Consider the following 22,662-nt stretch of genomic DNA (forward strand, 5'->3'; position numbering starts at 1 on the left):
TCAACATCCGCATGAAAGGGACCCCATGTACATCGCCATGAACCGCTTCAAGGTCCAGACCGGCTCGGAGGGCAACTTCGAAGCCGTGTGGAAGAACCGCGACTCCAGCCTGGCCGAGATGAAAGGTTTTCGCGAATTTCACCTGTTGCGCGGCCCGGTCAACGAGACCGAGGGCTACACGCTGTTTGCGTCGCACACGGCGTGGGCAAGTCACGATGATTTCGTCGCCTGGACCAGGTCGGGGAACTTCCGCGCCGCCCACCGGAATGTCGGCACGACGAAAGTCCACTATCTCGGCCACCCGCAATTCGAGGGCTTTTCCGTCGTCGAGGGCGCGTAGGTGCCGACCTATGCGGCGGCCAAGAGGCTGGCATTGCCACCCGCGGCGGTCGTGTCGACGCAGACCGCCCGCTCATGCGCATAAGCCGCCGGATAAAGCACCTCGCTGACCAGCGGGACGATCGGCCCGCTGCGCTCGGCGATGACCTTGCGCACGATGCGCGCCGCCTCGGGCGTGCCTGAAAAAGCAACCACATCGACGCGCAGCGAGCGCGCCTCGACAGGATCGGGGCGGCCGTCGATGGCCGCCAGCGGCAGGCCTTTGCCGGTCAATGCCGAGAGCGCCGCCGGTGCACCCGGCGCAACGGCCAGCACCGCATTGCCGGCGGCGAGCGCCTGGATGGTCTGCGCCAGCAGCGTGTCGCCGTCCGGCCCCAGGCACAGCACCCGGCCGCGCGGCGACAGCGACAGCGTGTTGGCCTCGCCGGTCGGCCCGGGCAGATCGACCTGGCCGAAATCAATGCTGGCGGCAGCACCGATCGCGGCCGCGCCCTTGCCGCGAAGATGCTTCCTGAGGATGGCGACCCGGTCCGGCCGCGTCGACCAGCCGCCGAGAGCGGGATCGGGCAGATTGTCGGCCAGTTCGGTCGCCGTCACCTTATGGCCTTCGCCGACTTCCGTGCCCGCTTCAGGCCCTTTGCGGAAACGCCTGAGATAGTGCGGCCCGCCGGCCTTTGGCCCGGTGCCGGACAGGCCCTCGCCGCCAAATGGCTGCGAACCGACGACAGCGCCGATCTGGTTGCGGTTGACATAGATGTTGCCGGCATGGATGCCGTCGACGAAATGCTGCACCCGGCCCTCGATACGGGTGTGCAGGCCGAAGGTCAGGCCGTAGCCCTTGCGGTTGATGGCGGCGATGACGCTGTCGATCTGGTCGGCGTCGAAGGTCGCGACGTGCAGCACCGGACCGAACACTTCGCGCTCCATCTCCTCGATGCCCTTGACCCGGAAGACATGCGGCGCGACGAAGCGGCCATCCTTGGGCGCCTCAAGTTTAGCGATCAGCCGGCCCTGCAGGCCCATCGTCGTGCAATAATCGCGGATCGAACTTTGCGCGTCATCGTCGATCACCGGACCGACATCGGTCGAAATCCGCCAGGGATCGCCGACGTTGAGCGCCTCCATGGCGCCTTTCAGCATCTCCAGCATCTTCTTCTCGACGTCTTTCTGGACATAGAGCACGCGCAACGCCGAGCAGCGCTGGCCGGCACTCTGGAAGGCCGACGCGAGGATGTCACGCACCGCCTGCTCAGGAAGTGCCGTGGAATCGACGATCATGGCATTGAGGCCGCCGGTCTCGGCGATCAGCATGGCGTCCGGCGCCGCGGTCTCGGCCAATTGCTTTTCGATCAGCTTGGCGACCTCGGTCGAGCCGGTGAAGCAGACGCCGGCAATACGCGGGTCCGCTGTCAGCGGACCACCGACCGACGGGCCGTCCCCGGGCAGGAGTTGGATGACGTCTTCCGGCACGCCGGCCTCGCGCAGCATCTCGACGGCGCGGAAGGCGATCAGCGGGGTCTGCTCGGCTGGCTTGGCGATCACTGAATTGCCAGTGACAAGTGCTGCCGCGATCTGGCCGGTGAAGATGGCGAGCGGGAAATTCCACGGCGAGATGCAGACGATGGCGCCGCGCGCTTGCGTGCCCGTTTCGGCGTTCGCCGCCTCGGTGGCGTAATAGCGCAGGAAGTCGACCGCCTCGCGCACTTCGGCGACGCCGTCGGCCAGCGATTTGCCGGCCTCGCGCGTGGCGAGCGCGAAGAACTCGACGGCATTGGCCTCGTAAAGATCGGCGGCACGGTTGAGCATAGCGGCACGCTCGGCGACCGGGCGTTTTGCCCACGCCGGCTGCGCCTCGACAGCGATGCGCACGGCGGTTGCGACCTGCTTGGCGGCGGCCTCGTGAACCGTGCCGACCACCTCGGAAGGCTTTGCCGGATTGAGGATCGGGCGCTGCTTGCCGTAGCCGGCGGCGCGCGTGATCGGCTTGGCCTGCCAGCGATCGGGACCCGCAAATGCCGCTCTGGCCTGCTCGATTGCCGCCAGCGTCACCGTGTCGGTGATGTCGAATCCCTTCGAGTTGCGGCGCCCGATCCCAAAGATCTGGGAAGGCCGGGCAATCGCCGGATTGGCGGCGGGACCCTGGCTTTCAACCGTTTCCAGCGGATCGCGTGCGATATCCTCCGGCTCGACCTCCTCGTCGGTCAATTGGTGCACGAAGGAGGAGTTGGCGCCGTTTTCCAGGAGCCGGCGGACCAGATAGGCCAGCAGGTCCGAATGCGCGCCGACCGGCGCATAGATACGGCAACGCGTGCCTTCGGCCTTGCGCACCGTTTCGTGCAAAGCCTCGCCCATGCCATGCAGGCGCTGGAATTCGAAGGTGTCGCGACTGTCAGCCATCGACAGGATGGCGGCGACGGTGTGCGCGTTATGGGTGGCGAACTGCGGATAGATGCGGTCGGTCATGCCAAGCAGCTTTTTCGCGCAAGCCATGTAGGAGACGTCGGTGTTTGCCTTGCGCGTGAACACGGGATAACCGGCAAGCCCGAGTGTCTGCGCCCGCTTGATCTCCGTGTCCCAATAGGCACCCTTGACCAGCCGGACCATGATGTTGCGATTATGCTTGCTGGCCAGGGCATAGAGCCAATCGATGGTGAAAGCCGCGCGCGGACCATAGGCCTGCACGACGACGCCAAAGCCGTTCCAGCCGGCGAGTTCCGGCTCGGCCAGCACCCGCTCGATCACGTCGAGCGACAGGTCGAGACGATCCGCCTCCTCGGCGTCGATGTTGAGGCCCATCCGCGAATGCCGTGCGGCCAGAGCCAGTGACAACAGCCGCTCGGCCATCACAGGCAGCATCTCTTCCTTTTGCGCTTCTTCGTAGCGTGGATGCAGCGCCGAAAGCTTGACGGAGATGCCATGGTTCTGGCGGATATCTGGCCCGTTCGAGCCGGCATCGAGCGAGGAAATGGCGTCGGCATAGGCCTTGTGATAGCGCAGCGCGTCCGCCTCGGTGCGGGCCGCCTCGCCCAGCATGTCGAAGGAGTAGAGATAACCCTTCTGCGTCATTGGCCGGCCGCGTTTGACGGCTTCCGCGATCGTGCGGCCAAGCACGAACTGCTCGCCCATCTCGCGCATGGCTGCGGCCACTGCCTTGCGGATGACCGGTTCGCCCAGCCGGCGCACCATCGAACGCAGCGTGCCTTCGATACCGCCCTCACCTTCATCGAGCACGCGGCCGGTTAGCATCAGCGCCCAGGTCGAGGCGTTGACGAAGATCGAACTCGAACCGCCCGAATGCGCCGACCAGTCGTGCGGCGCGATCTTATCGGCGATGAGATCGTCCATCGTCTCTGTGTCGGGTACGCGCAGCAGCGCCTCGGCCAGGCACATCAGCGCCACGCCTTCTTTGGTGGAGAGGCCGTAGGCCGAGAGGAAGACTTCCATCAGCCGGAGATCGGACGAACCGCGCACCGCCCGCACCAGGTCGGCCGCCCGCGCCGAGATCGCCTTACGGTCTCCGGTCGAAAGCCCGGTCGCCTCGGCCAATCGCTTAACCACTGCGTCTTCGTCGGGCAAATAATTGGCGCGGATCTGCTGGCGGATGGCGTCGAGCGGCATGGCGGTCCTATGAGCAAGCAAAAAGGGAACGGACCAGCGGTCACCGGACCGAATGGCGCAAGGTAGCACAGGTACCAGATTTCAGGCGGTCTGAACAAATCGACAGGGTAGCTCGATTGACCTATCATGGTGCCGAAAATTGCTCATTCAGGCTGCAGTTTCGATGACAGAAGATCAATTGGACCGCATCGACAGGAACATCCTGTCGGCACTGGCCGGCAATGGCCGGCTTTCGATGTCGGAACTGGCGGTCAAGGTCGGCCTGTCGAAGACACCGGTGCAGGCGCGGGTGAAGCGGCTGGAGAAGGACGGCTATATCAGGGGATACCAGGCGATCATCGACCGCGAACGCATGGGCGAAGGCCATGTCGCCTTCGTGCAGGTGAAATTATCGGACACCCGATCCGCCGCGCTCGACGCTTTCAACCGCTCCGTACAAGCCGTGCCGGAAATCGAGCAGTGCCACATGATGGCGTCGAGCTTCGACTATCTCCTGAAGGTCCGCACGAAGGACATCGCCGCCTATCGCCGCGTGCTCGGTGAGCGCATCTCCGCCCTGCCCCACGTCGCCCAGACCTCGACCTTCGTGGCGATGGAGACGGTCAAGGACAGGTAACCTATTCCGATAGCGTCTTCAGGAACGCCACCAGTGCGGCGCGCTCGCGGTCCGAGAGCTCCAGCGGGTGAATTTCAGAACTGCCCTCGACGCTTGGCGCAGCCTTGGCATAGTGAGCGACGACCTCGTCGAGCGATGAAAACTGCCCGGCGTGCATGTAAGGCGGCCGCGTCGCCGCACCGCGCAGCGACGGCGTCTTGTAGGCGCGCACAAGTTCCGGCGCATCCTTGACCATGAAGCGCAGCTCGCCGCAGGCACTGGCCTCGCCATCGCGATAGGCTCCGAAGCAGTTGAACGGGTCGGCCTCGACCTGGGCCACCGCATCGACGCGCCCACGATCCGCCGGCAGGCCGGCAGCAGGCGGTACACCCGTGTTGTGAAAACCGTTGTCGCTGAAGCGCGGGCCGTTGTGGCAGCTCACGCAATTGGCCTTGCCGACGAACAGTTTCAACCCAAGGATTTCCTCCGCGGAAAAGACGGCATCGCCTTTCGGCTCGGCGCCTGTCGCAAGGTCCAGCGCAAAGCGGTCGAAGCGTGTGGGTGCCGGTTCAATCGAGCGTTCGAAAGCGGCGATCGCCTTGCCGATATTGGCATAGACGCCGTTGATTGCGTCGCGCTGCGCGTCGCTCATCGTGTTCCAGGCGGTTTTTTCGGCATCGCTTCCAAGCGGGCTGGCATTTGGCGGAATGCTGGACAAATCAGGCAATGGCCCGAAGATGCGCTCATAGCGTTCGCCGAAACGCGCCTTCATGTAATGCGCGTAGGCAGCACGGTTTCCCGCCTGTTCCAACGGGTTTTCGAGCGGTGTCAGCGCCTGCGCCCACAGGCTGTCGCGTCGTCCGTCCCAGAAAAACCAGGGGTCGCGCGCCACGCCGGCCAGCGGCATGGTGCGCCGGTTGGTGTGGCCGACTCCGACCGCCTGCGGCAGGTCGTCCTGGAACTGCCGGTCGATCTTGTGGCAGGTCGAGCAGGACACCGTACCGTCGCGGCTCATCCCGACGTCGAAGAACAGCGTCGAGCCGAGCGCCGCCGCGGCCGGCTCATCGGCGAAGCGGTTGGTGGTATCAGGCTTCAGTGCCGGCAGCGTATTCAGCGCGAGCGATGCAATCGTCTTCTTCTCCGCATCGGAAAAATCCGGCTTGCCGCAACCGGCAAGGATGGCTGCCACCGTCAGTGCCAAAAAGCAGAAAAAGCGCCTCATCGACCGCTCACAGCACCACGTTGAACAGCACAGTGTCGGAGCCCGCGCCGGACGATATGGCGAAACGCAGTTGCCACCAGCCGCTCATGGTGAATTTCACCCCTTCGATGCGGTAGCGTCCCTCGCCTAGATAGTCGGTCGCCTGCGGGCTGGTCGGCAGACCGTGATTGTGTTGCGGCATGCCACCGGAGATGGCAATCGCGGCTCGCTCCACCGAGGCCCCCGTCTTTGTCTTCAGCGTCAGCAGCCAGGATTCCAGTTCGCCCCGCCGCACGACGCCCCGTTCCGGCACGAAACTCGCTACGTACAGCCCGTTGTCGGTTTTTTTCGTCCGCGAGACATCCGGGCCGGCGGGCTGTGCCGAATGCGGCGCGGTCAGATAGACGGCCGCGAGAACGCCGACCAGCAAAGCAGCCAGACCAAGACCTGCCAGGAGATAACGCCATAACGATGCCAAACCGGTTCCTCTTTCGCAGATAACGTCCTGCCGGGCGGATCGCATCCCGCCGCCTGTGGGAAAACGCTGTGGCGGAAAAAAGCCTGCTTGCCAAGCATGGCGCTGCGTCCGGCAAAAAGCTACAGCACCGAAAGCACTGGAGGATTGCAGATGGTGGGAAACGGCGTCGCCTCGATCGGCGAATGCATGCTGGAACTGTCGGGCCAGACCGGGCCGAACTGGCGCATGGGCTTTGCCGGCGACACGTTCAACACGCTGTGGGCGCTGCATGCGCTAAGCGCTGACCGGCCGGCAACCTATGTCTCGGCTTTCGGCGACGACCCTTTCTCGCAGGGCCAGATCGACTTCTTAGCCGAAAACGGCATCGGCATCGGCTCCAGTCCGGTCATACCGGGCGCGCGCCCCGGCCTCTATGCCATCACGCTGACTGGCGCCGAGCGCTCCTTCACCTACTGGCGCGGCGACGCCGCCGCCAGGCAGCTCGCCTCGGACCCGGCGGCACTGGCGAAAAACCTGGAAAATCAGGCGCTTGTGTACTTCTCCGGAATCACTTTGGCAATTCTCGATGAGGCCGCGCGCCAGACGCTGCTGGCCGCAGTGGCAAAGGCGCGCGCGGCGGGCTCGCTGATTGCCTTCGATCCCAACTATCGGCCGCGGCTCTGGCGTAACCGCGAGGACGCGCAAGCAGCGATTGCCCGGGCGCTTGCGGTTACCGACATCGCGCTGCCGACGTTCCCGGACGAGCAGATGCTGTTCGGCGATGACACACCGCAGGCGACCGCCGAGCGCCTCGGGCAATTGGTCAAGGAGGTCGTGGTCAAGAACGGCGAGGCACCGGCGTTGATTGGCAAGGGTGGAGCGCTGCGGGAGGTCGCCGCAATCCACGTGCCTGCGCCCGTGGACACGACCGGTGCCGGCGATTCCTTCAACGGCGGCTATCTCGCCGCACGGCTTGGCGGGATTGCCCCGGCGGACGCTGTCCAGCGTGCGCACCGCGTCGCCGCCGCCGTCGTGCAGGTCCGCGGCGCATTGGCGCCGTTCGAGACGCTACGGGCGGCGTTCGGCCAGTCCTGAAAAAGTCAGCCCTGCCGGAACCGATATTCCGTCACGTGGTGGTAGATCGCGCCAGGCCATAGCGTCGCCTGCGGGAAATACGGCCGGTTCGGCGCGTCGGGCCATATCTGCGGCTCCAGACAGAAGCCGCTGAAGGCCTTGTAACCCCGCCCTTCCAGGCCGGTGCGTGGCGTCACATATTGCCCGGTATAAAGCTGGACGCCGGGCTCGGTGGTCCAGACTTCCATCTCGATGCCGGAACTCGCCCCTTGCACCCAAGCTGCCTGCTTGAGCGGACCGCGCGCCGCGGCCAGGCAGAAATTCTGGTCGTAGGGTAACTGTTCGCCCTCGGTCTCCATGCGCAGCGGCCGCGCCTGGCGAAAATCGAAGGGCGTGCCGTCGACCGGCTTGACCACGCCGGTCGGGATCATGTCGCCGTCGACAGGCAGATAGGCGCCGGCGTTCAGCATCATCCTATGGTCGAGAATGTCGCCGGCACCGCCATCGTCGAGGTTGAAATAGGAATGCTGGGTGAGATTGCACGGCGTCGGCTCCTCGCAGGTCGCCGTCAATTCGACGCTGAGCGTGCCGGGAATTTTCAGCCGGTAGGTGCAGGTAACGTCGAGCGCTCCGGGAAAGCCCATCGCGCCATCGGGATCATGCAGCGTCAGCGTGACGAAGTCCCTGCCATGCAGCGAAACCGTCCATGGCCGGTGGGAATAGCCTTGCGAGCCGCCATGCAGCGTATGCTTGTCCAGGAAGTTGCGCTCGGTCTGATAGCGGTTGCCGCCAATTGTGAAACGAGCGTCGCCGATGCGGTTGGCGTAGCGCCCAACCACCGCCCCGAAGAAGGCAGTATCTGTCTCATACGCTTCCAGAGTGCTGTAGCCGAGAACCAGCGGCGCGTCATGCCCGGCCAGGCGCAGGTCCTGGACGATGGCGCCGAGCCCGATGATGTTGGCGGTGAGGCCGCCGCCCCTGATCGTGAAGCGGCGGACCGGTTCGCCTGCCTGCGTCGTGCCGAAAACCTCGCCGTCCTTCATCATCATGCCCGCAAACGTCAGTGGATCCAAAGGACTTCGGCTGGTTCTTCAGCCTCGAGGCAGGTGTACGAGCCTGCCTCCGGACTAGCCTATCAGAGGCCGAGGCCGCCGATGCACACATATTTGGTATCGAGGTAATCCTCGATGCCCTGATGTCCGCCTTCCTTGCCAAGTCCGGATTCCTTGACGCCGCCGAACGGTGCTTCAGGTGTGGTGATCAGCCCTTCATTGACGCCAACCATGCCGTATTTCAGGCCTTCCATGACCCGGAAGGCGCGGCCGAGATCGCCGGTGTAGAAGTAGCAGGCAAGGCCGAACTCCGTGTCGTTGGCGAGCGCCACGGCCTCTTCCTCGGTCTCGAACTTGAACACGGGTGCGACCGGCCCAAAAATCTCTTCCTTCATAAAGCGCATTTTCGGCGTCGCGTTGGCGATGACCGTCGGCTGGAAGAACGAACCGCCGAGCGCGTGGCGCTTGCCCCCGGCGACGACCTTGCCGCCCTTGGCCGTGGCGTCGGCGATCAGCTCCTCGACCTTCTCGACCGCCTTCTCGTCGATTAGCGGCCCCTGCTGGACGCCCTCTTCCAGGCCGGAACCAACCTTCAGCCCGTTGCTGGCCGCGGCGAGTTTCTCGACGAACTTGTCATAGACGCCAGCCTGGACCAGGAAGCGGTTGGTGCAGACGCAGGTCTGGCCGGAATTGCGATATTTGGCGGTGATCGCGCCGGCCACCGCACGCTCGATATCGGCGTCGTCGAAAACGATGAACGGCGCGTTGCCGCCGAGTTCCATCGATACCTTCTTGACGGTCACCGACGATTTCTGGATCAGGATCTTGCCGACTTCGGTCGAGCCGGTGAAGGTGATCTTCTTGACCAGCGGATTGGCGCAAATCTCGTCGCCGATCTCGCCGGCGGCGCCGGTCAGGATGTTGACGACGCCCTTGGGAAAGCCGACTTCCTCGGCAAGCGCCCCCCAGGCAAGGCCGGAATACGGCGTCTGCGAGGCCGGCTTGACGACAGCGGTGCAGCCCGCGGCAAGTGCGGGACCAAGCTTGCGGGCCAGCATCGAGGACGGGAAATTCCACGGCGTGATGGCGGCGATGACACCGACCGGTTCTTTCGTCACCAGGATGCGGCGGTCCGCCCATGGCGAGGGCACGACATCGCCATAAGTGCGGCGGCCTTCTTCGGCGAACCACAGGATGTAGGCGGCAGCCGAACCGATCTCGCCCTTGGATTCGAACAGCGACTTGCCCTGCTCGATGGTGAGCAGTTCGGCCAGCACGTCCTGATTGTCCATCATCGCGTCATGAAGCTTGCGCAGCAGCTTCGAGCGCTCGAGCGCGGTCGTCTTGCGCCAGGTTTTGAAAGCCTCATCGGCGGCCTCGATGGCGCGGCGAGTTTCTGCCTTGCCCGACTTCGGTACGGTGCCGATCTTGAGGCCTGTAGCCGGATTGTTCACATCGACCGTCTGGCCGCTGTCGGCCTGCACCCATTCGCCGTTGATGAGATTGGCCTGCCGCATGAAATGGCTGGTTTTCTGAAGCATGGTCTAGCCTCCGTTCGGCGCTCACGGGCCGCTATCTGGATGTCTTCGGTAAAGCGCAGGCAGGGCCGCGCGCTGGAGCCATTGCTCTTAACCTAGGGAAAGCCCCGCAAGCAATCGCAAGATGGCATATAGGGGTTGGACCAGCACAAGACGAGAGCGCGTTGGCGTACGGCGTCGCCAACCTTATCCGAAAACATGCAGGACAACCGTCAGCCAGAAAGCGGTGGTGATCGCCGCGCAGGCCGTGGCGATGGTCATCTGGTTCGATGCCAGCGCCTGGCCGGTGTTGAACTGCACCGCGATGAGATAGGAATTGATGCCGGAGGGCAGCGCCGCCACCACGACCGCCACCTTGGCGGTCAGGGGCGGCAGGCCGAGCAGCCAGACGAAGGCAAGAACCAGTGCCGGCATCAGGAACAGTTTGAGCGCCGAAAGCGCCAGCGCCGGCCGGACATTGCCTGATATCCCGAAGCGGCGCAGGCTGAGCCCCATGGCAAACAGCGCCACCGGCCCGGCCGTATCGGCCAATGCATCCACCAGGCGCATGGCGAGACCAGGCAGCGGCACGCCGCTGAGCCGCCATGCCAGGCCCAGGACAATGCCGATGATCAGCGGATTCATGAACAGCCGCCTGAGGAAACTTCTGATAACGCGCAAGGGATGCACGTGTTCGCCGCTGCCGCGCCCGAACATCTCGAACAGCACGATCGAAGCCATCATCATGATCGGCAGATGCACCGAGACCAGCAGCGACAGCACTTCGAAGCCGCTCGGACCGAATATGCCAAGGATGAAGGGAGCGCCGAGCAGCACGACGTTGGAGTAGGCAGACGACACCCCGCCGACGACCCCGGCGCGCGCATCGCGACCGAAGATCCGCGTGGTGACGACATGGCCGACGGCCCAGGTGATCGCCACGGCGGTGAAATAGGCACCCCATAGCGGCCATGGCGCCACGCCATGAAAATCGGCATTGACCATGGTCTGGAACAGGAGCAGCGGCATTGCCACCGAGACCGCGAAGTCGGATATCCCCTCGCCGCTCGCCGGTCTCAAATAGCCCGAGAGCCCGGCGAGATAGCCGAGCGCGACAAGACTGAAAACGAACAGGACGGTTTCGGTAAGCGGAGACATTTTTCAGGGATAGGCGAGCCACGGTCGCTGAGCAATCGCACCCGATCATGCTGCTCGATGCCTGCCGCACCAATCCGTTTCCTGCCGATGCCATGGTGCGGCGCGCGCCAAACCGCCTCGGCCGAGCCGATCGGAGCTGGCGGGCTGGAACCGGTGCGCGGCGGCCAGCCCGAATACCTCAAGGCTATTGCCCTCTTCGATAATGCCAAACAGGGCTTTACCGAAGCCGGCTACACGATCCCCATCCCGCTCACCGATCAGAAGATCGATCTGGTGAAGCAGCAGCTCGCCAAAAAGTGAGGCTTGAGACGCGGCTGACGCCCGGCTTGTCTTTGTGCCTGCTTTCCAATCCTTATATGGTTGGAGCCCGACACGGGAGCATGGAAGGGTGGCGATGATCCGGTTAGCCTTGGCGTTGTTCCTGCTTGTCGTCCCCGCCGCCGCGCACGCGACGGACGCCGGCTGGGCGCTGCTGCGCGATGGCGGCCATGTCGTGCTGCTGCGCCACGCTATGGTCACCGGCACCACCGACCCGGCCAATTTCGACATCGGCAATTGCGCCACCCAGGTCAATCTGTCGGCGCGCGGCAAGCAGCAGGCAAGCAAGATCGGCGCCCTGTTTGCCGCCCGCGCGGCTCCCATCGAGCGCATTTTGTCCAGCCGCTATTGCCGCTGCCTCGACACCGCGCGCACCGCCTTCGAAGCCGAGCCGGAGCTGTTCGCACCGCTCGATCTCCTGAAGGGTGACGATGCGCAGAAAGCAGCGCAGATCGCGGCCATCATGAAGGAAATCCGCGCCTATTCCGGCTCCGACAATCTGGTCCTGGTCACCCATCTCGAAAACATCGTGGCGCTGACCGGCGTGTCGCCGCGCGAAGGCGAAGCAGTGGTGGTCGAGCCGCAAGGCGACGGCTTGCGCGTACTCGGCCGCGTCACCTTCTGAGACAACTGCTCCCGAACGCGGGCGCGGCAATGAGTGTTGCCGAAATGCCACCGCCGAAAGAAGCCGCGAATTCGACACGACAATGTCGCTTGCGACAACCCGTCGCAGGGGCTATAGGCGCGCTCCCGGTCACGAAAACCGAAGCGAGCACAACGGTTGGAGCTTTCGTCTCCGCCCGTGCAGACGGCTTTGCCGCCCTGTATACGGCGCCGCTTTGGGGATTGGGATCGCGGATGTAGCTCAACTGGGAGAGCGCCGGACATAATCCGGAGGTTGTGGGTTCGAGTCCCGTCGTCTGCACCACGGATAGCTCAGTTGGTAGAGCATCAGACTCATAATCTGATTGTCGAAGGTTCGATTCCTTCTCCATTGGCTCGATGAGCCAGCACCCTGCCAGGTGTTATCTGAAACGGTCCGGGGACTGGAATGCTGAAGACGTGACGGACGGCCGAGGCCTTCGGGCCAGGACGTATCGAAAGGTCCGATGCCATCGGCTCGCGGCCAGGCTCGCGGTGATGGTCAAGGCGCAGTGTCGCCGGCAAGGGAGGCTCGCCTCCGGCGCCCGCTTCGCTGCCCCGCGATCCGCTCCCGCAGGCCCGCCGCGCATCGATGCCACCAGTCCCCGGATCATTCGTGTCCGGAATTGGAAGCGAAACGAGAAACGAAGGGAAGATCGACGCATGACGTGACGCCTCGCATGGGGCCATGCCCGACAGGAGTAAGACAATGACTATTCTCGATACAGTTCTTGGGCGCGAGCGCGTCCTCGTTAGGGAAAACGAACGTGCCCTCACTCTCTACAAGGGAGAGATCAAGGCTGTCCTGCTGCCGGGTGAGCACTGGCTCGCCAACCGGAACCAGAGCCTTGAGGTGTCCCGGCACGATCTGAAGAGCCCGGAATTCGTTTCGGCGTACGAGAAGGCGTTGTTCGACAAGCTCCCGGACGTGGCCGCGCGTCATTTCACCGTCGTGCGCACGGGGCGCACGGAAGTTGCCGTCATCGAGCGTGACGGCAACCTGCATTCCGTGCAGGCCCCCGACCGTAAGCTGGTACTGTGGACCGATGCCGGACCGTGGAAGGTGACGGTGATCGACACCTCGGCCGATCTTGCCATCGATCCGGCTGTCATGCGCCGGCTCGGCCAGGCCCGGAAGGCGGAATTGATGTCCGTTCACCCGGTTGTCGACGGCCAGGCCGGGTTGCTGTTTATCGACGGTGTCCTTGTGCGGACGCTTGCCGCTGGCGTGCACGGCTTCTGGACCGTCGGACGGATGGTGCAGATCAAGGTCGTCGACCTCAAGCGCCAGTCGCTCGATGTCGCCGGGCAGGAAGTGCTGACCAGGGACCGCGTCACGATCCGCGTCAATATCGCGGCCGAATACCGGGTCATCGATCCGGTCAAGGCGGTGAGCGCGGTGAAGGACTTCTCCGAGGCCCTCTACCGCGCCCTGCAGTACGCGTTCCGCAAGACGCTGGGCGCGCTCACGCTCGACCAGATCCTCGAAAAGAAGGTGACGGTCGACGAGGAAGCGGCGGCCAAGGTCCGTGCCGACATGGCCGAGATCGGGGTCGAGGTCAGCGATATCGCGCTCAAGGATGTCATCCTGCCGGGTGAGATGCGTGAGATCCTCAACCAAGTGGTTTCGGCCGAAAAGCAGGCCGAGGCCAATGTCATCCGCCGCCGCGAGGAGACGAACGCCACGCGTTCCCTTCTCAACACGGCCAAGGTGATGGCGGAGAACCCGGTGATGCTGCGGCTGAAGGAGCTCGAGGCTCTGGAAACCATCGCCGGCAAGGTCGAGCGGCTGACCGTCCACAACGGAACGGGCGGGCTGCTGAACGACCTGGTCAAGCTCCGCGACAGCTGAGCTTACGCAGCGTCAACGGAAGGGCCACCGGGTCGACCGGCGGCCCTTCTTGCGTTTCCTGGGCATCCTACCCATCTGCGCCCGGCTTAACAGGCCTTTTCCTGCCGGGAAAAACCGATTAGACAGCGCCCAAACGAATGCGGACAGATTCCGCCCGCAAAGAAGGAAAAGCCCCTTGTCTACAACGTTCGACAAAGTCGCCAAGATCATTGCCGACACCAGCGAGATCGATATCGACACCATGACGCCCGAGAGCCACACCATTGACGATCTCGGCATCGACAGCCTCGACTTCCTGGACATCGTGTTCGCCATCGACAAGGAATTCGGCATCAAGGTGCCGCTGGAAAAGTGGACCCAGGAAGTCAATGACGGCAAGGCTTCGACCGACGATTACTTCGTCATGAAGAACCTGTGCGCCAAGATCGACGCGCTGGTTGCCGCCAAGACCGCCTGAGGTCATCAGGGCGCGTGACTTGACGCGCTCCGTCACCTGACCCACAAAGCCGCTCATGAGCAGCCCCCACGACGTCGTCATCACAGGTATCGGCCTTGTTTCCTCGCTGGGGGAAGGTCCTGACGCCCATTGGCAAAAGCTGGCGCAACCGGGCCGGGAGCCGGTGCTCGAGGCCGGGCGCTTCGCGCCCTACACGGTTCATCCACTGCCCGAGATCGACTGGAACCTGCAGATCGCCAAGCGCGGCGATCAGCGGCAGATGGAGACATGGCAGAGGCTCGGCACCTATGCGGCGGGCCTCGCGCTCGACGACGCCGGCATCAAGGGCAATGACGAACTCTGCACCACCATGGACATGGTTGTGGCGGCCGGCGGCGGCGAGCGCGACGAAGCGGTCGACGCCGACATTCTAGCCGCTTCGGAAAACCGCAACGACCGCGACGTGCTGCTCAACGAGAAGCTGACCACCGAATTGCGACCGACGCTTTTCCTGGCGCAGCTTTCCAATCTGCTCGCCGGCAACATCTCCATCGTCCACAAGGTGACCGGCTCGTCCAGGACCTTCATGGGCGAGGAAGGCGCTGGCGTCGCCGCCGTCGAGACGGCAGCCGCGCGCATTCGCTCCGGCCAGTCGACGCACATCCTGGTCGGCGGCGCCTTCCAGACGGAACATTCCGACATGCTGCTCGGCTACGAGCTGGCCGGTTACCTGCATCGCGGCCCGTGGAAGCCCGTCTGGCAAAGGCAGGGCGCCGAGGGCGGCGGCGTGGTCTCAGGTTCCGGCGGTGCCTTCCTGGTGCTTGAGCAGCGCGAACACGCGGCAAGCCGCGGACGCAAGATCTACGCTGAACTCGGCCCCGTCGTCTCCGGCCGCGCCAGGCGCGCGCGCGGAGAACTCGACGCCGAGATCGCTCTCCTGCTCAAACAGGCGCTGCTGCCGAACGGCAAGCTGCTCGCCATGTCGGGAGCATCGGGCGCGCATGCGGCAACATCGGCCGAAAAGGCGGCGCTCGACGCCAATCCGGCGATATCGGCGCGCGGTTTTACAACGTTGACCGGGCACATGAAGGAAGCGCAGTTTCCCTTCGCCGTAGCGCTGGCGGCACTCGCGGTCGACCGCAAGGCCGCCTACCCTGTCTTTGACGCCACGGCCGAAAAGCCGTTTGAAGGCATTCCCGCGAGCGTCCTTGCAACGGCGATCGGCTATCACCAATTCGAGGGCGTGGCGCTGGTCAACGCCGCTTGAGGCGGCGTCTGGCGAACGCACTGCAGAGATAAGAGGGCTCCCGGATGGCCAATTTCAGAGATCACATGGGCAGGCCCGTCGTTGCCGTTACCGGTATCGGGGTGGTGACCTCGCTCGGCGTCGGCAAATCAGACAATTGGGGCGCGCTGACCTCGGGCAAGTCGGGCATCCACCCGATCACCCGCTTCCCGGTCGATCACCTCAACACACGGATCTCCGGCATGGTCGATTTTCTGCCGTCGAGTTCCAGGGGGGCAAGCCTTCTCACCTATGAACTGGCGGAAACCGCGGCTCAGGAGGCTGTTGGCGAAGCCGGCCTGAATTCCGGCGATTTCGGAGGCCCTCTCTTCCTCGCCTCGCCGCCGGTCGAACTCGACTGGCACGATCGCTTTTCGCTCTACAATTCCGACAAGCAGGATTCCGGCGCCGAAAGGCTGCTGCGCGTGGCGCGCGGCCTGAAGGAACTCGATCTCTTCGAAACCACCCAGTTCGGCTCGATCGCCGACCGGCTCGCCAACCGGTTCGGCACGCGTGGCCTGCCGATCACGCTCTCGACGGCTTGCGCCTCCGGCGCCACCGCCATCCAGCTCGGCGTCGAGGCGATCCGCCGTGGCGAATGCGACCGGGCGCTGTCGATCGGCGCCGACGGCTCGGCGACCGCCGAGGCGCTGATCCGCTTCTCGCTGCTGTCGGCTCTCTCCACCCACAACGACAATCCGGAAAAGGCTTCCAAGCCGTTTTCCAAGGACCGTGACGGCTTCGTGTTGGCCGAGGGATCCGGCGCTCTGGTGCTGGAATCGCTGGAGGCGGCGCTTGCCCGTGGGGCCGCCGTTCTCGGCATCCTCAGCGGCTGTGGCGAAAAGGCCGACGATTTCCATCGCACGCGCTCCAAGCCGGATGGATCGCCGGCGATTGCCGCTGTCCGGGCCGCACTTGCGGATGCGGGTCTCGGCGAAGACGAGATCGACTATGTCAACGCACACGGCACCTCGACGCCGGAAAACGACAAGATGGAGCACCTGTCGCTGTCGACGGTGTTTGGCGAGCGCATCGGCTCTCTGCCGATCTCGTCCAACAAGTCGATGATCGGCCACACGCTGTCGGCGGCGGGCGCGGTCGAAGCGGCGTTTTCGCTGATGACGATGCGCGAAAGCGTCATTCCTCCGACCATCAACTATGACAATCCTGACCCGGCGATCGTGCTCGACGTCGTGCCGAACAAGAAGCGCGATGCGCAGGTTCGCTCCGTTCTGTCGAACTCCTTCGGCTTTGGCGGCCAGAACACTTGCCTTGTCATGGCGCGGGAACCGGTCTAAGCGAGCCCTTTCCGCTTAACAGAACCGACAGGCTCCATGCGCGCACTGCAACTTATCGAGGACCGCCGCCTTGAAACGGTGGACCTGCCACCCCCGCCGCCTCCCGCGCTTGGCGAAGTGACGCTGCGCATCAAGGCGGTGGCGCTGAACCACATCGACGTCTGGGGCTGGCGCGGCATGGCCTTCGCCAAGCGCAAGCTGCCGCTGGTCGTGGGTGCCGAGGCCTCCGGCGAGGTAGAGGCGGTCGGTCCCGGCGTTTCCAGCCTGCTGCCCGGACAATTGGTATCGATCTACGGCGCGCGCACCTGCGGCCTCTGTCGTGCCTGCCGCGAAGGCCGCGACAATCTGTGCGAGCATGTTTCGGGCGTTCACGGCTTCCATCTCGACGGTTTCGCGCAGGAGAAGATCAACCTGCCGGCGCGCCTGCTGGTCCCCGCCCCGCCCGGTGTGACCGATATCGGGGCTGCCGTGGCGCCCGTTACCTTCGGCACCGTCGAGCACATGCTGTTCGACAATGCCAGGCTGCAGCCCGGTGAGACGATCCTCGTCCATGCCGGCGGATCCGGCATCGGCTCGGCGGCCATCCAGCTGGCCAAGCGGATGGGCTGCACGATCATCACCACGGTCGGCTCGAACGACAAGATCGACAAGGCCAAGGCGCTCGGCGCCGACCATGTCATCAACTACCGCGACGATCGTTTCGAGGGCGTCGTGCGCAAGCTGACGAAGAAGAAAGGCGTCGACGTGGTGTTCGAGCATGTGGGCACCGACACCTTTGCCGGTTCGATGCTGTGCCTGAAGCGCGGCGGTCGCCTTGTGACCTGCGGTTCGACCTCCGGCGTGTCGACTCAGATCAACCTGATGCAGCTCTTCCAGCAGCAGTTGAAACTGCTCGGATCCTTCGGTTGCCGGATGGAGAACATGGCCAACGCCATGCAGAAGATGGCCGCTGGACAGGTCGCTCCGGTGATCGACACCGAGGTCGGCTTCGACGATATCGATGCCGCGCTGAAGCGCATGGAAGGCCGCGACGTTTTCGGCAAGATCATCCTGCGCGTCGCCTAGAGTCGGATGATTTCAGGTCGAATTGACCTGAAATCTGAATCCGCCTCTAAATCAAGGAATAGAGCATGATGTCATCCGAAAACCGCTTCACACTTTTCGGCATCATGCTCTAGAGCCTCGATTTCCGTGCTCAAGAAGCTTCGCCGCGATCTGAAATTTCGCTATGGCAGACAATTGCGCCAGGTGAATTACTGGTTTGTTGCGCGTCTCGCGATGGTCATCATGTCGCTGCTGCGCCTGCTGCCGGTCGACAGCGCGCTGAATTTTGCCGACCGCACCGCACGCCTCATCGGTCCAAGGGTCGGACGCCACCAGGTCGCCCTCGACAATCTGCGCAAGGCCTATCCGGAAAAGAGCGAGGACGAAATCCGGGCCATCGCCTCCGACATGTGGGGCAACATGGCCCGCCTTGCCGCTGAATACATCTTCCTCGACGCCCTGTTCGACTATGATCCAGCGGCCGGAAAGTCCGGCCGTATCGAGGTCAAGGGAACAGAGCATTTCGTGGAGATCGCGGCCGAGAAGCAGCCGCACATCGTCTTCACCGGCCATCTCGGCAATTTCGAGCTGCTGCCGGTGGCGGCCGCGACCTTCGGCATGAACATCACGGCGCTGTTTCGGCCGCCCAACAACCCCTACCTCGCCGACTACATCCTTTCGACAAGGCGATCGACCATGGGAGGCTTGCTGCCTTCGATGGCCGGTGCCTCGTTCGCGCTGGCGGGGGTGTTGGAGAATGGCGGCAATATCGGCGTTCTCGTCGACCAGAAATTCTCCAACGGCCTGGACACGACCTTCTTCGGCCGTCCCTGCCAGAGCAACCGCGTGCTCGGCACCCTTGCCCGCCACTATGACTGCGACGTCTATCCGGCGCGTTGTATCAGGTTGCCGGGCAACCGCTTCCGGCTCGAGATCGAGGACAAGTTGGTCCTGCCGCGCACCGCCGACGGCAGCGTCGATGTCCACGCCACCACCCAGATGCTGAACGACGTCGTCGAGCGCTGGGTCCGAGAGGATCCAGGCCAATGGATGTGGTTCCACAAAAGGTGGGAGATCAGCAAGTGGCGGCGGAAAAACCGCACCAAGCCGGCTCCCGTCTCAAACACATGAGCAAGCCGCTGGCGGGAACGTGAGTTCCTCCGCCAGCAAACAAAGCCTGTATCAACAAATCGCCAATTGCCTAATTGGTGACGACGATGCGCGTATTGCCGAAGCCCACTTCGCGGACCATTGAATAGAAGGCCGCGGCATTGGCTGTATGCAGCCTTACGCAGCCATGCGAAGCCGGACGGCCGAGCTGCCTGACGGCGCCCGTTCCATGGATGGCATAGCCGCCACGGAAGAACACCGAGTACGGCATCGGCGACATGTCGTATTTGCGCGAATACCACATCCGCGCCGTGCGCTGCGGCCGGTAGGTGCCACGCGGCGTGAAATAGCCCGGACGGGCGGTCGAGACGGCCCACCTATAGACAGAATCGCCATAACGAACCGTCATCGTCTGCGACGACACGTCGATGTTCGCCACCAATGTGGCCGCCTGACTTGCCGCCGATGCGCCAAACAGCGCAACGACCAATACTGCTGCCTTGAGAAATGACATTTTCATGCGATCAAACCCCTTTGATTGCCCTTGCCTGCTCGCCATCACGTTGTTTTTCACCTTTTTAATGGCGGTGAACAGATAACACACAGTCTTTGACCAATTCGCCAATCCAAAGCAGTGAATTTGAACGATTTCCCGCGATAGTTGCCACAACGACACGTTGCACGGGTTTGATCACGGGCTTGCAAAACCACTGGGATCGCTGCTCAACTCGCGGCATGAACGGGCGACTCCTCAAGGCAATCGACATCAGGCGCGACGAGTTGGTGGCGCTGACCGCCGACCTGATCCGCTTTCCGACCATAAATCCACCCGGCGAAGCCTACGGGCCATGCGCCGACTATATCGGTGCGCGGCTAAGGAAGAGCGGCTTCGAGACCGAGTTCATCCGCGCCGACGGCACGCCCGGCGACACCGATCGCTATCCGCGCATCAATGTCGTTGCGCGGTTTGATGGACGGTCACCTGGTGCCTGCGTCCATTTCAATTCGCATATCGACGTTGTCGAACCCGGCGACGGCTGGACCGTCGATCCGTTCGCCGGCATCGTCAGGGATGGCAAGGTCTATGGACGCGGCGCCTGCGATATGAAGGGCGGCCTCGCCGCCTCCATCATCGCTGTCGAAGCCTTTTTGGAAGTCTTTCCCGACTTTCCGGGCGCCATCGAGATCTCGGGAACGGTCGATGAGGAATCCGGCGGCTTCGGCGGCGTCGCCCATCTGGCCGGGCTCGGCTATTTCTCGAAACCCAGGGTCGATCACGTCATCATTCCCGAGCCTCTCAACAAGGACCGCATCTGCCTCGGCCATCGCGGCGTCTGGTGGGCGGAGATCGAGACCAAGGGTGAAATCGCGCACGGCTCGATGCCGTTTCTCGGCGACAATGCGGTGCGCCATATGGGTGCGGTGCTGCAGGCATTCGAGGACGAACTGTTCCCGGCACTCGACCGCAAGATCACGCGCATGCCGGTGGTGCCGGAAGGCGCCAGGCGCTCGACCATGAACATCAATTCCGTTCATGGCGGCCAGACCGAGGATTTCCGCCCCGGCCTGCCCTCGCCCAACGTGCCCGATTCCTGCCGTCTGACCATCGACCGCCGCTTCCTTCTCGAGGAGGATCTGGCAACCGTCAAAGCCGAAGTGACCGGCATTCTCGACCGGCTGAAGCGCGAGCGCAAAAAATTCGACTACGAGATCCGCGATCTGATGGAAGTACTGCCGCTGATGACCGAGCGCGACGCGCCCGTCGTCAAGGCGGTGGCGCAAGGCATTCATGCGATCTTCGACCGCGAGCCCGACTACGTCATTTCGCCCGGCACCTACGACCAGAAGCACATCGCCCGCATCGGGCATATCCACGACTGCATCGCCTATGGCCCGGGCATTCTCGACCTCGCCCATCGGCCGGACGAGTGGGTTGGCATATCGGACATGGTGGAATCGGCCAAGGTGATGGCGATCGGGCTGAACGTGCTGCTGCGCGGCACGGCCACGGGATAACCCTGCATCGCGATAAGCTTCGGCCCGCCGACAGGGCTGGCACGGCAAAAACATTCCCCGCCATCCCGCCTGGCAGCACGAAACGCAATTTACTCCCACGCGAAATCACGCTTCTATCGCCCGGCTTGAGCACGTGTCCTGAACGCATGGGGAGTTGCACGATGAGATTGTGGAAAACCATTCTGGCCGCCGCGGTTCTCGCATTGGCCGCAGGAACCTCCGCCTTTGCGGCCCGAACCGACCTGGTCATCGGCATTCCGCTCGAACCGCCGCATCTCGACCCAACCGCTGGTGCCGCGGCGGCGATCAAGGAAGTGCTCTACGCCAATGTCTTCGAGGGCCTGACCCGGATCGGACCCAATGGCGAGGTGCTGCCGGATCTGGCGGAAAGCTGGACCATTTCCGATGACGGCAAGGTCTACACCTTCAAGCTGCACACCCGCGTCAAATTCCACGACGGCGCCGATTTCAGCGCCGATGACGTGAAATTCTCGCTCGACCGTGCCCGCGCCGACAATTCGGTCAACGCGCAGAAGGGCCTGTTCGCGGCCATCGACAAGGTCGATGTCATCGATCCGGCGACGGTGAAAGTCACGCTGAAAAACCCGCAAGGATCCTTCCTTTACAATATGGGCTGGGGCGACGCGGTGATGGTGTCGCCGAAATCCGCCGCCACCAACAAGGAAAACCCGGTTGGCACCGGCCCGTTCAAGTTCCAGAACTGGGCCAAGGGATCATCGATCACACTGGTCAAATCTGACCATTACTGGGGCGCTCCGGTGTTCCTCGACAAGGTCGAGTTCCGCATCGTGCCCGATGCCGCGGCCTATGTGCCGGCCCTTTCGTCCGGCGACATCCAGGCCTTCCCCTTCTTCGATCCCGACAGCCTCGCACAGGTCAAGGACGATCCGCGTTTCAAGGTGGTGATCGGTTCGACCGAAGGCGAGACCATCCTCTCGATCAACAACAAGAAGCCACCTTTCGACAAGCTGCAGGTCAGGCAGGCGATCTCCTACGCGCTCGACCGCAAGGCGATCATCGACGGCGCCTCAGCCGGCCTTGGCCTGCCGATCGGCTCGCATATGTCGCCGGCGAACAAGGACTATGTCGACCTCACCGGCCTCTATCCACACAATGTCGACAAGGCCAAGGAACTGCTGAAGGAGGCCGGGCTGGAGAACGGCTTCAAGGCAACGCTGAAACTGCCGCCGCCCAGCTATGCACGGCTCGGTGGCGAGATCATCGCCTCGCAACTTCGCGATGTCGGCATCAACCTGGAGATCATCCCGGTCGAATGGGCGCAGTGGCTGGACCAGGTGTTCACCAAGAAGGATTACGACCTGACCATCGTCTCCCACACCGAGCCCAACGACATCGATATCTATGCGCGCAAGGACTATTACTTCAACTACGACAATCCGACCTTCGACAAGGTGATCGCCGACCTCAACCTCACCTCCGACGAGGCCAAGCGCAAGGAACTGCTTGGCGAGGCGCAGAAGATCCTGGCCGACGACGCCGTGGTCGGCTTCCTCTACGAATTGCCCAAGGTCGGTGTCTGGGACGCCAAGCTGCAAGGCCTGTGGGAAAATGCGCCGATCCAGGCCAATGACCTGACCAAGGTGAAGTGGAGCGAGTGAGGTTCGTGGT

General features: G+C 63.5%; 20 protein-coding genes and 2 tRNA genes. 15 read left to right on the top strand and 7 right to left on the bottom strand.

Features of this window, described 5'->3' with window-relative positions; all coding sequences use genetic code 11:
• Positions 1 to 25 precede the first annotated feature (25 nt).
• Complete coding sequence (locus LB524_RS00350) at positions 26 to 340, top strand: antibiotic biosynthesis monooxygenase family protein (protein ID WP_224523086.1); 315 nt, start codon at positions 26 to 28, stop codon at positions 338 to 340.
• Between the two features lie 8 nt (positions 341 to 348).
• Here the strand turns inward: LB524_RS00350 and putA are convergent, their stop codons facing one another.
• A complete protein-coding gene (putA, locus tag LB524_RS00355) occupies positions 349 to 3,957 on the bottom strand; it encodes a bifunctional proline dehydrogenase/L-glutamate gamma-semialdehyde dehydrogenase PutA (RefSeq protein ID WP_224523087.1) in 3,609 nt (1,202 codons plus the stop codon).
• A gap of 163 nt (positions 3,958 to 4,120) precedes the next feature.
• On the opposite strand from putA, the gene LB524_RS00360 reads away from it, so the two are divergent.
• A complete protein-coding gene (locus LB524_RS00360; protein WP_015317477.1) occupies positions 4,121 to 4,573 on the top strand; it encodes an Lrp/AsnC family transcriptional regulator in 453 nt (150 codons plus the stop codon).
• A gap of 1 nt (position 4,574) precedes the next feature.
• Here the strand turns inward: LB524_RS00360 and LB524_RS00365 are convergent, their stop codons facing one another.
• Complete coding sequence (locus LB524_RS00365) at positions 4,575 to 5,774, bottom strand: cytochrome-c peroxidase (protein ID WP_224523089.1); 1,200 nt, start codon at positions 5,772 to 5,774, stop codon at positions 4,575 to 4,577.
• A 7-nt stretch (positions 5,775 to 5,781) separates the two neighbouring features.
• Positions 5,782 to 6,231, bottom strand: a complete 450-nt coding sequence (locus LB524_RS00370; RefSeq protein WP_224523090.1) for a FixH family protein — start codon at positions 6,229 to 6,231, stop codon at positions 5,782 to 5,784.
• Between the two features lie 150 nt (positions 6,232 to 6,381).
• Here LB524_RS00370 and LB524_RS00375 point away from each other — a divergent pair, with 150 nt between their 5' ends.
• A complete protein-coding gene (locus LB524_RS00375) occupies positions 6,382 to 7,305 on the top strand; it encodes a sugar kinase (RefSeq protein ID WP_015317474.1) in 924 nt (307 codons plus the stop codon).
• A 5-nt stretch (positions 7,306 to 7,310) separates the two neighbouring features.
• Here the strand turns inward: LB524_RS00375 and LB524_RS00380 are convergent, their stop codons facing one another.
• The 3 genes from LB524_RS00380 to LB524_RS00390 all read right to left on the bottom strand — a co-directional run bounded on the left by LB524_RS00380 (position 7,311) and on the right by LB524_RS00390 (position 11,011).
• Positions 7,311 to 8,333: an aldose epimerase family protein gene (locus tag LB524_RS00380; protein WP_140616499.1), complete on the bottom strand. Its 1,023-nt coding sequence runs from the start codon at positions 8,331 to 8,333 to the stop codon at positions 7,311 to 7,313.
• An 86-nt stretch (positions 8,334 to 8,419) separates the two neighbouring features.
• Positions 8,420 to 9,877 carry an NAD-dependent succinate-semialdehyde dehydrogenase gene (locus tag LB524_RS00385; RefSeq protein WP_140661079.1) on the bottom strand — a complete coding sequence of 486 codons (1,458 nt, stop codon included), beginning with the start codon at positions 9,875 to 9,877 and terminating at the stop codon, positions 8,420 to 8,422.
• 183 nt (positions 9,878 to 10,060) lie between these two features.
• Complete coding sequence (locus LB524_RS00390) at positions 10,061 to 11,011, bottom strand: AEC family transporter (RefSeq protein ID WP_140822004.1); 951 nt, start codon at positions 11,009 to 11,011, stop codon at positions 10,061 to 10,063.
• A 57-nt stretch (positions 11,012 to 11,068) separates the two neighbouring features.
• On the opposite strand from LB524_RS00390, the gene LB524_RS00395 reads away from it, so the two are divergent.
• From LB524_RS00395 to LB524_RS00440, 10 genes are all read left to right on the top strand, one after another.
• Entirely contained in the window at positions 11,069 to 11,311 is a 243-nt protein-coding gene (locus LB524_RS00395) for a hypothetical protein (RefSeq protein ID WP_224523092.1), read from the top strand.
• 94 nt (positions 11,312 to 11,405) lie between these two features.
• The gene (locus tag LB524_RS00400) at positions 11,406 to 11,954 is read left to right on the top strand and encodes a histidine phosphatase family protein (protein WP_015317470.1); all 549 of its coding nucleotides are present in this window, start codon (positions 11,406 to 11,408) and stop codon (positions 11,952 to 11,954) included.
• A gap of 229 nt (positions 11,955 to 12,183) precedes the next feature.
• Positions 12,184 to 12,257 (top strand) — tRNA-Tyr (locus tag LB524_RS00405).
• 1 nt (position 12,258) lies between these two features.
• Positions 12,259 to 12,323, top strand: a tRNA-Met gene (locus LB524_RS00410).
• A gap of 357 nt (positions 12,324 to 12,680) precedes the next feature.
• Complete coding sequence (locus LB524_RS00415) at positions 12,681 to 13,823, top strand: slipin family protein (protein WP_224523094.1); 1,143 nt, start codon at positions 12,681 to 12,683, stop codon at positions 13,821 to 13,823.
• A gap of 175 nt (positions 13,824 to 13,998) precedes the next feature.
• Positions 13,999 to 14,280 carry an acyl carrier protein gene (locus LB524_RS00420; RefSeq protein WP_224523096.1) on the top strand — a complete coding sequence of 94 codons (282 nt, stop codon included), beginning with the start codon at positions 13,999 to 14,001 and terminating at the stop codon, positions 14,278 to 14,280.
• Between the two features lie 55 nt (positions 14,281 to 14,335).
• Positions 14,336 to 15,526 (top strand): beta-ketoacyl-ACP synthase, encoded by a 1,191-nt coding sequence (locus tag LB524_RS00425; RefSeq protein WP_224523098.1) that lies wholly within the window; start codon positions 14,336 to 14,338, stop codon positions 15,524 to 15,526.
• Positions 15,527 to 15,570: 44 nt separating this feature from the next.
• Positions 15,571 to 16,842: a beta-ketoacyl-ACP synthase gene (locus LB524_RS00430; RefSeq protein WP_224523100.1), complete on the top strand. Its 1,272-nt coding sequence runs from the start codon at positions 15,571 to 15,573 to the stop codon at positions 16,840 to 16,842.
• Positions 16,843 to 16,878: 36 nt separating this feature from the next.
• Positions 16,879 to 17,907 (top strand): zinc-binding dehydrogenase, encoded by a 1,029-nt coding sequence (locus LB524_RS00435; RefSeq protein WP_224523101.1) that lies wholly within the window; start codon positions 16,879 to 16,881, stop codon positions 17,905 to 17,907.
• Between the two features lie 126 nt (positions 17,908 to 18,033).
• Positions 18,034 to 19,017, top strand: coding sequence for a lipid A biosynthesis lauroyl acyltransferase (locus LB524_RS00440; RefSeq protein ID WP_181171093.1), 984 nt, complete (start codon positions 18,034 to 18,036; stop codon positions 19,015 to 19,017).
• Positions 19,018 to 19,087: 70 nt separating this feature from the next.
• Here LB524_RS00440 and LB524_RS00445 read toward each other — a convergent pair whose 3' ends face one another.
• Positions 19,088 to 19,516: a L,D-transpeptidase gene (locus tag LB524_RS00445; RefSeq protein ID WP_140714882.1), complete on the bottom strand. Its 429-nt coding sequence runs from the start codon at positions 19,514 to 19,516 to the stop codon at positions 19,088 to 19,090.
• 215 nt (positions 19,517 to 19,731) lie between these two features.
• Here LB524_RS00445 and LB524_RS00450 point away from each other — a divergent pair, with 215 nt between their 5' ends.
• A complete protein-coding gene (locus LB524_RS00450) occupies positions 19,732 to 21,012 on the top strand; it encodes an acetylornithine deacetylase/succinyl-diaminopimelate desuccinylase family protein (RefSeq protein ID WP_224523104.1) in 1,281 nt (426 codons plus the stop codon).
• Positions 21,013 to 21,173: 161 nt separating this feature from the next.
• Complete coding sequence (locus LB524_RS00455; protein ID WP_224523106.1) at positions 21,174 to 22,652, top strand: ABC transporter substrate-binding protein; 1,479 nt, start codon at positions 21,174 to 21,176, stop codon at positions 22,650 to 22,652.
• The last annotated feature ends 10 nt before the right edge of the window (positions 22,653 to 22,662 follow it).

It is taken from the genome of Mesorhizobium sp. ESP6-5, assembly GCF_020164695.1.
In the GTDB taxonomy this organism is placed as follows: Bacteria; Pseudomonadota; Alphaproteobacteria; order Rhizobiales; family Rhizobiaceae; genus Mesorhizobium; species Mesorhizobium australicum.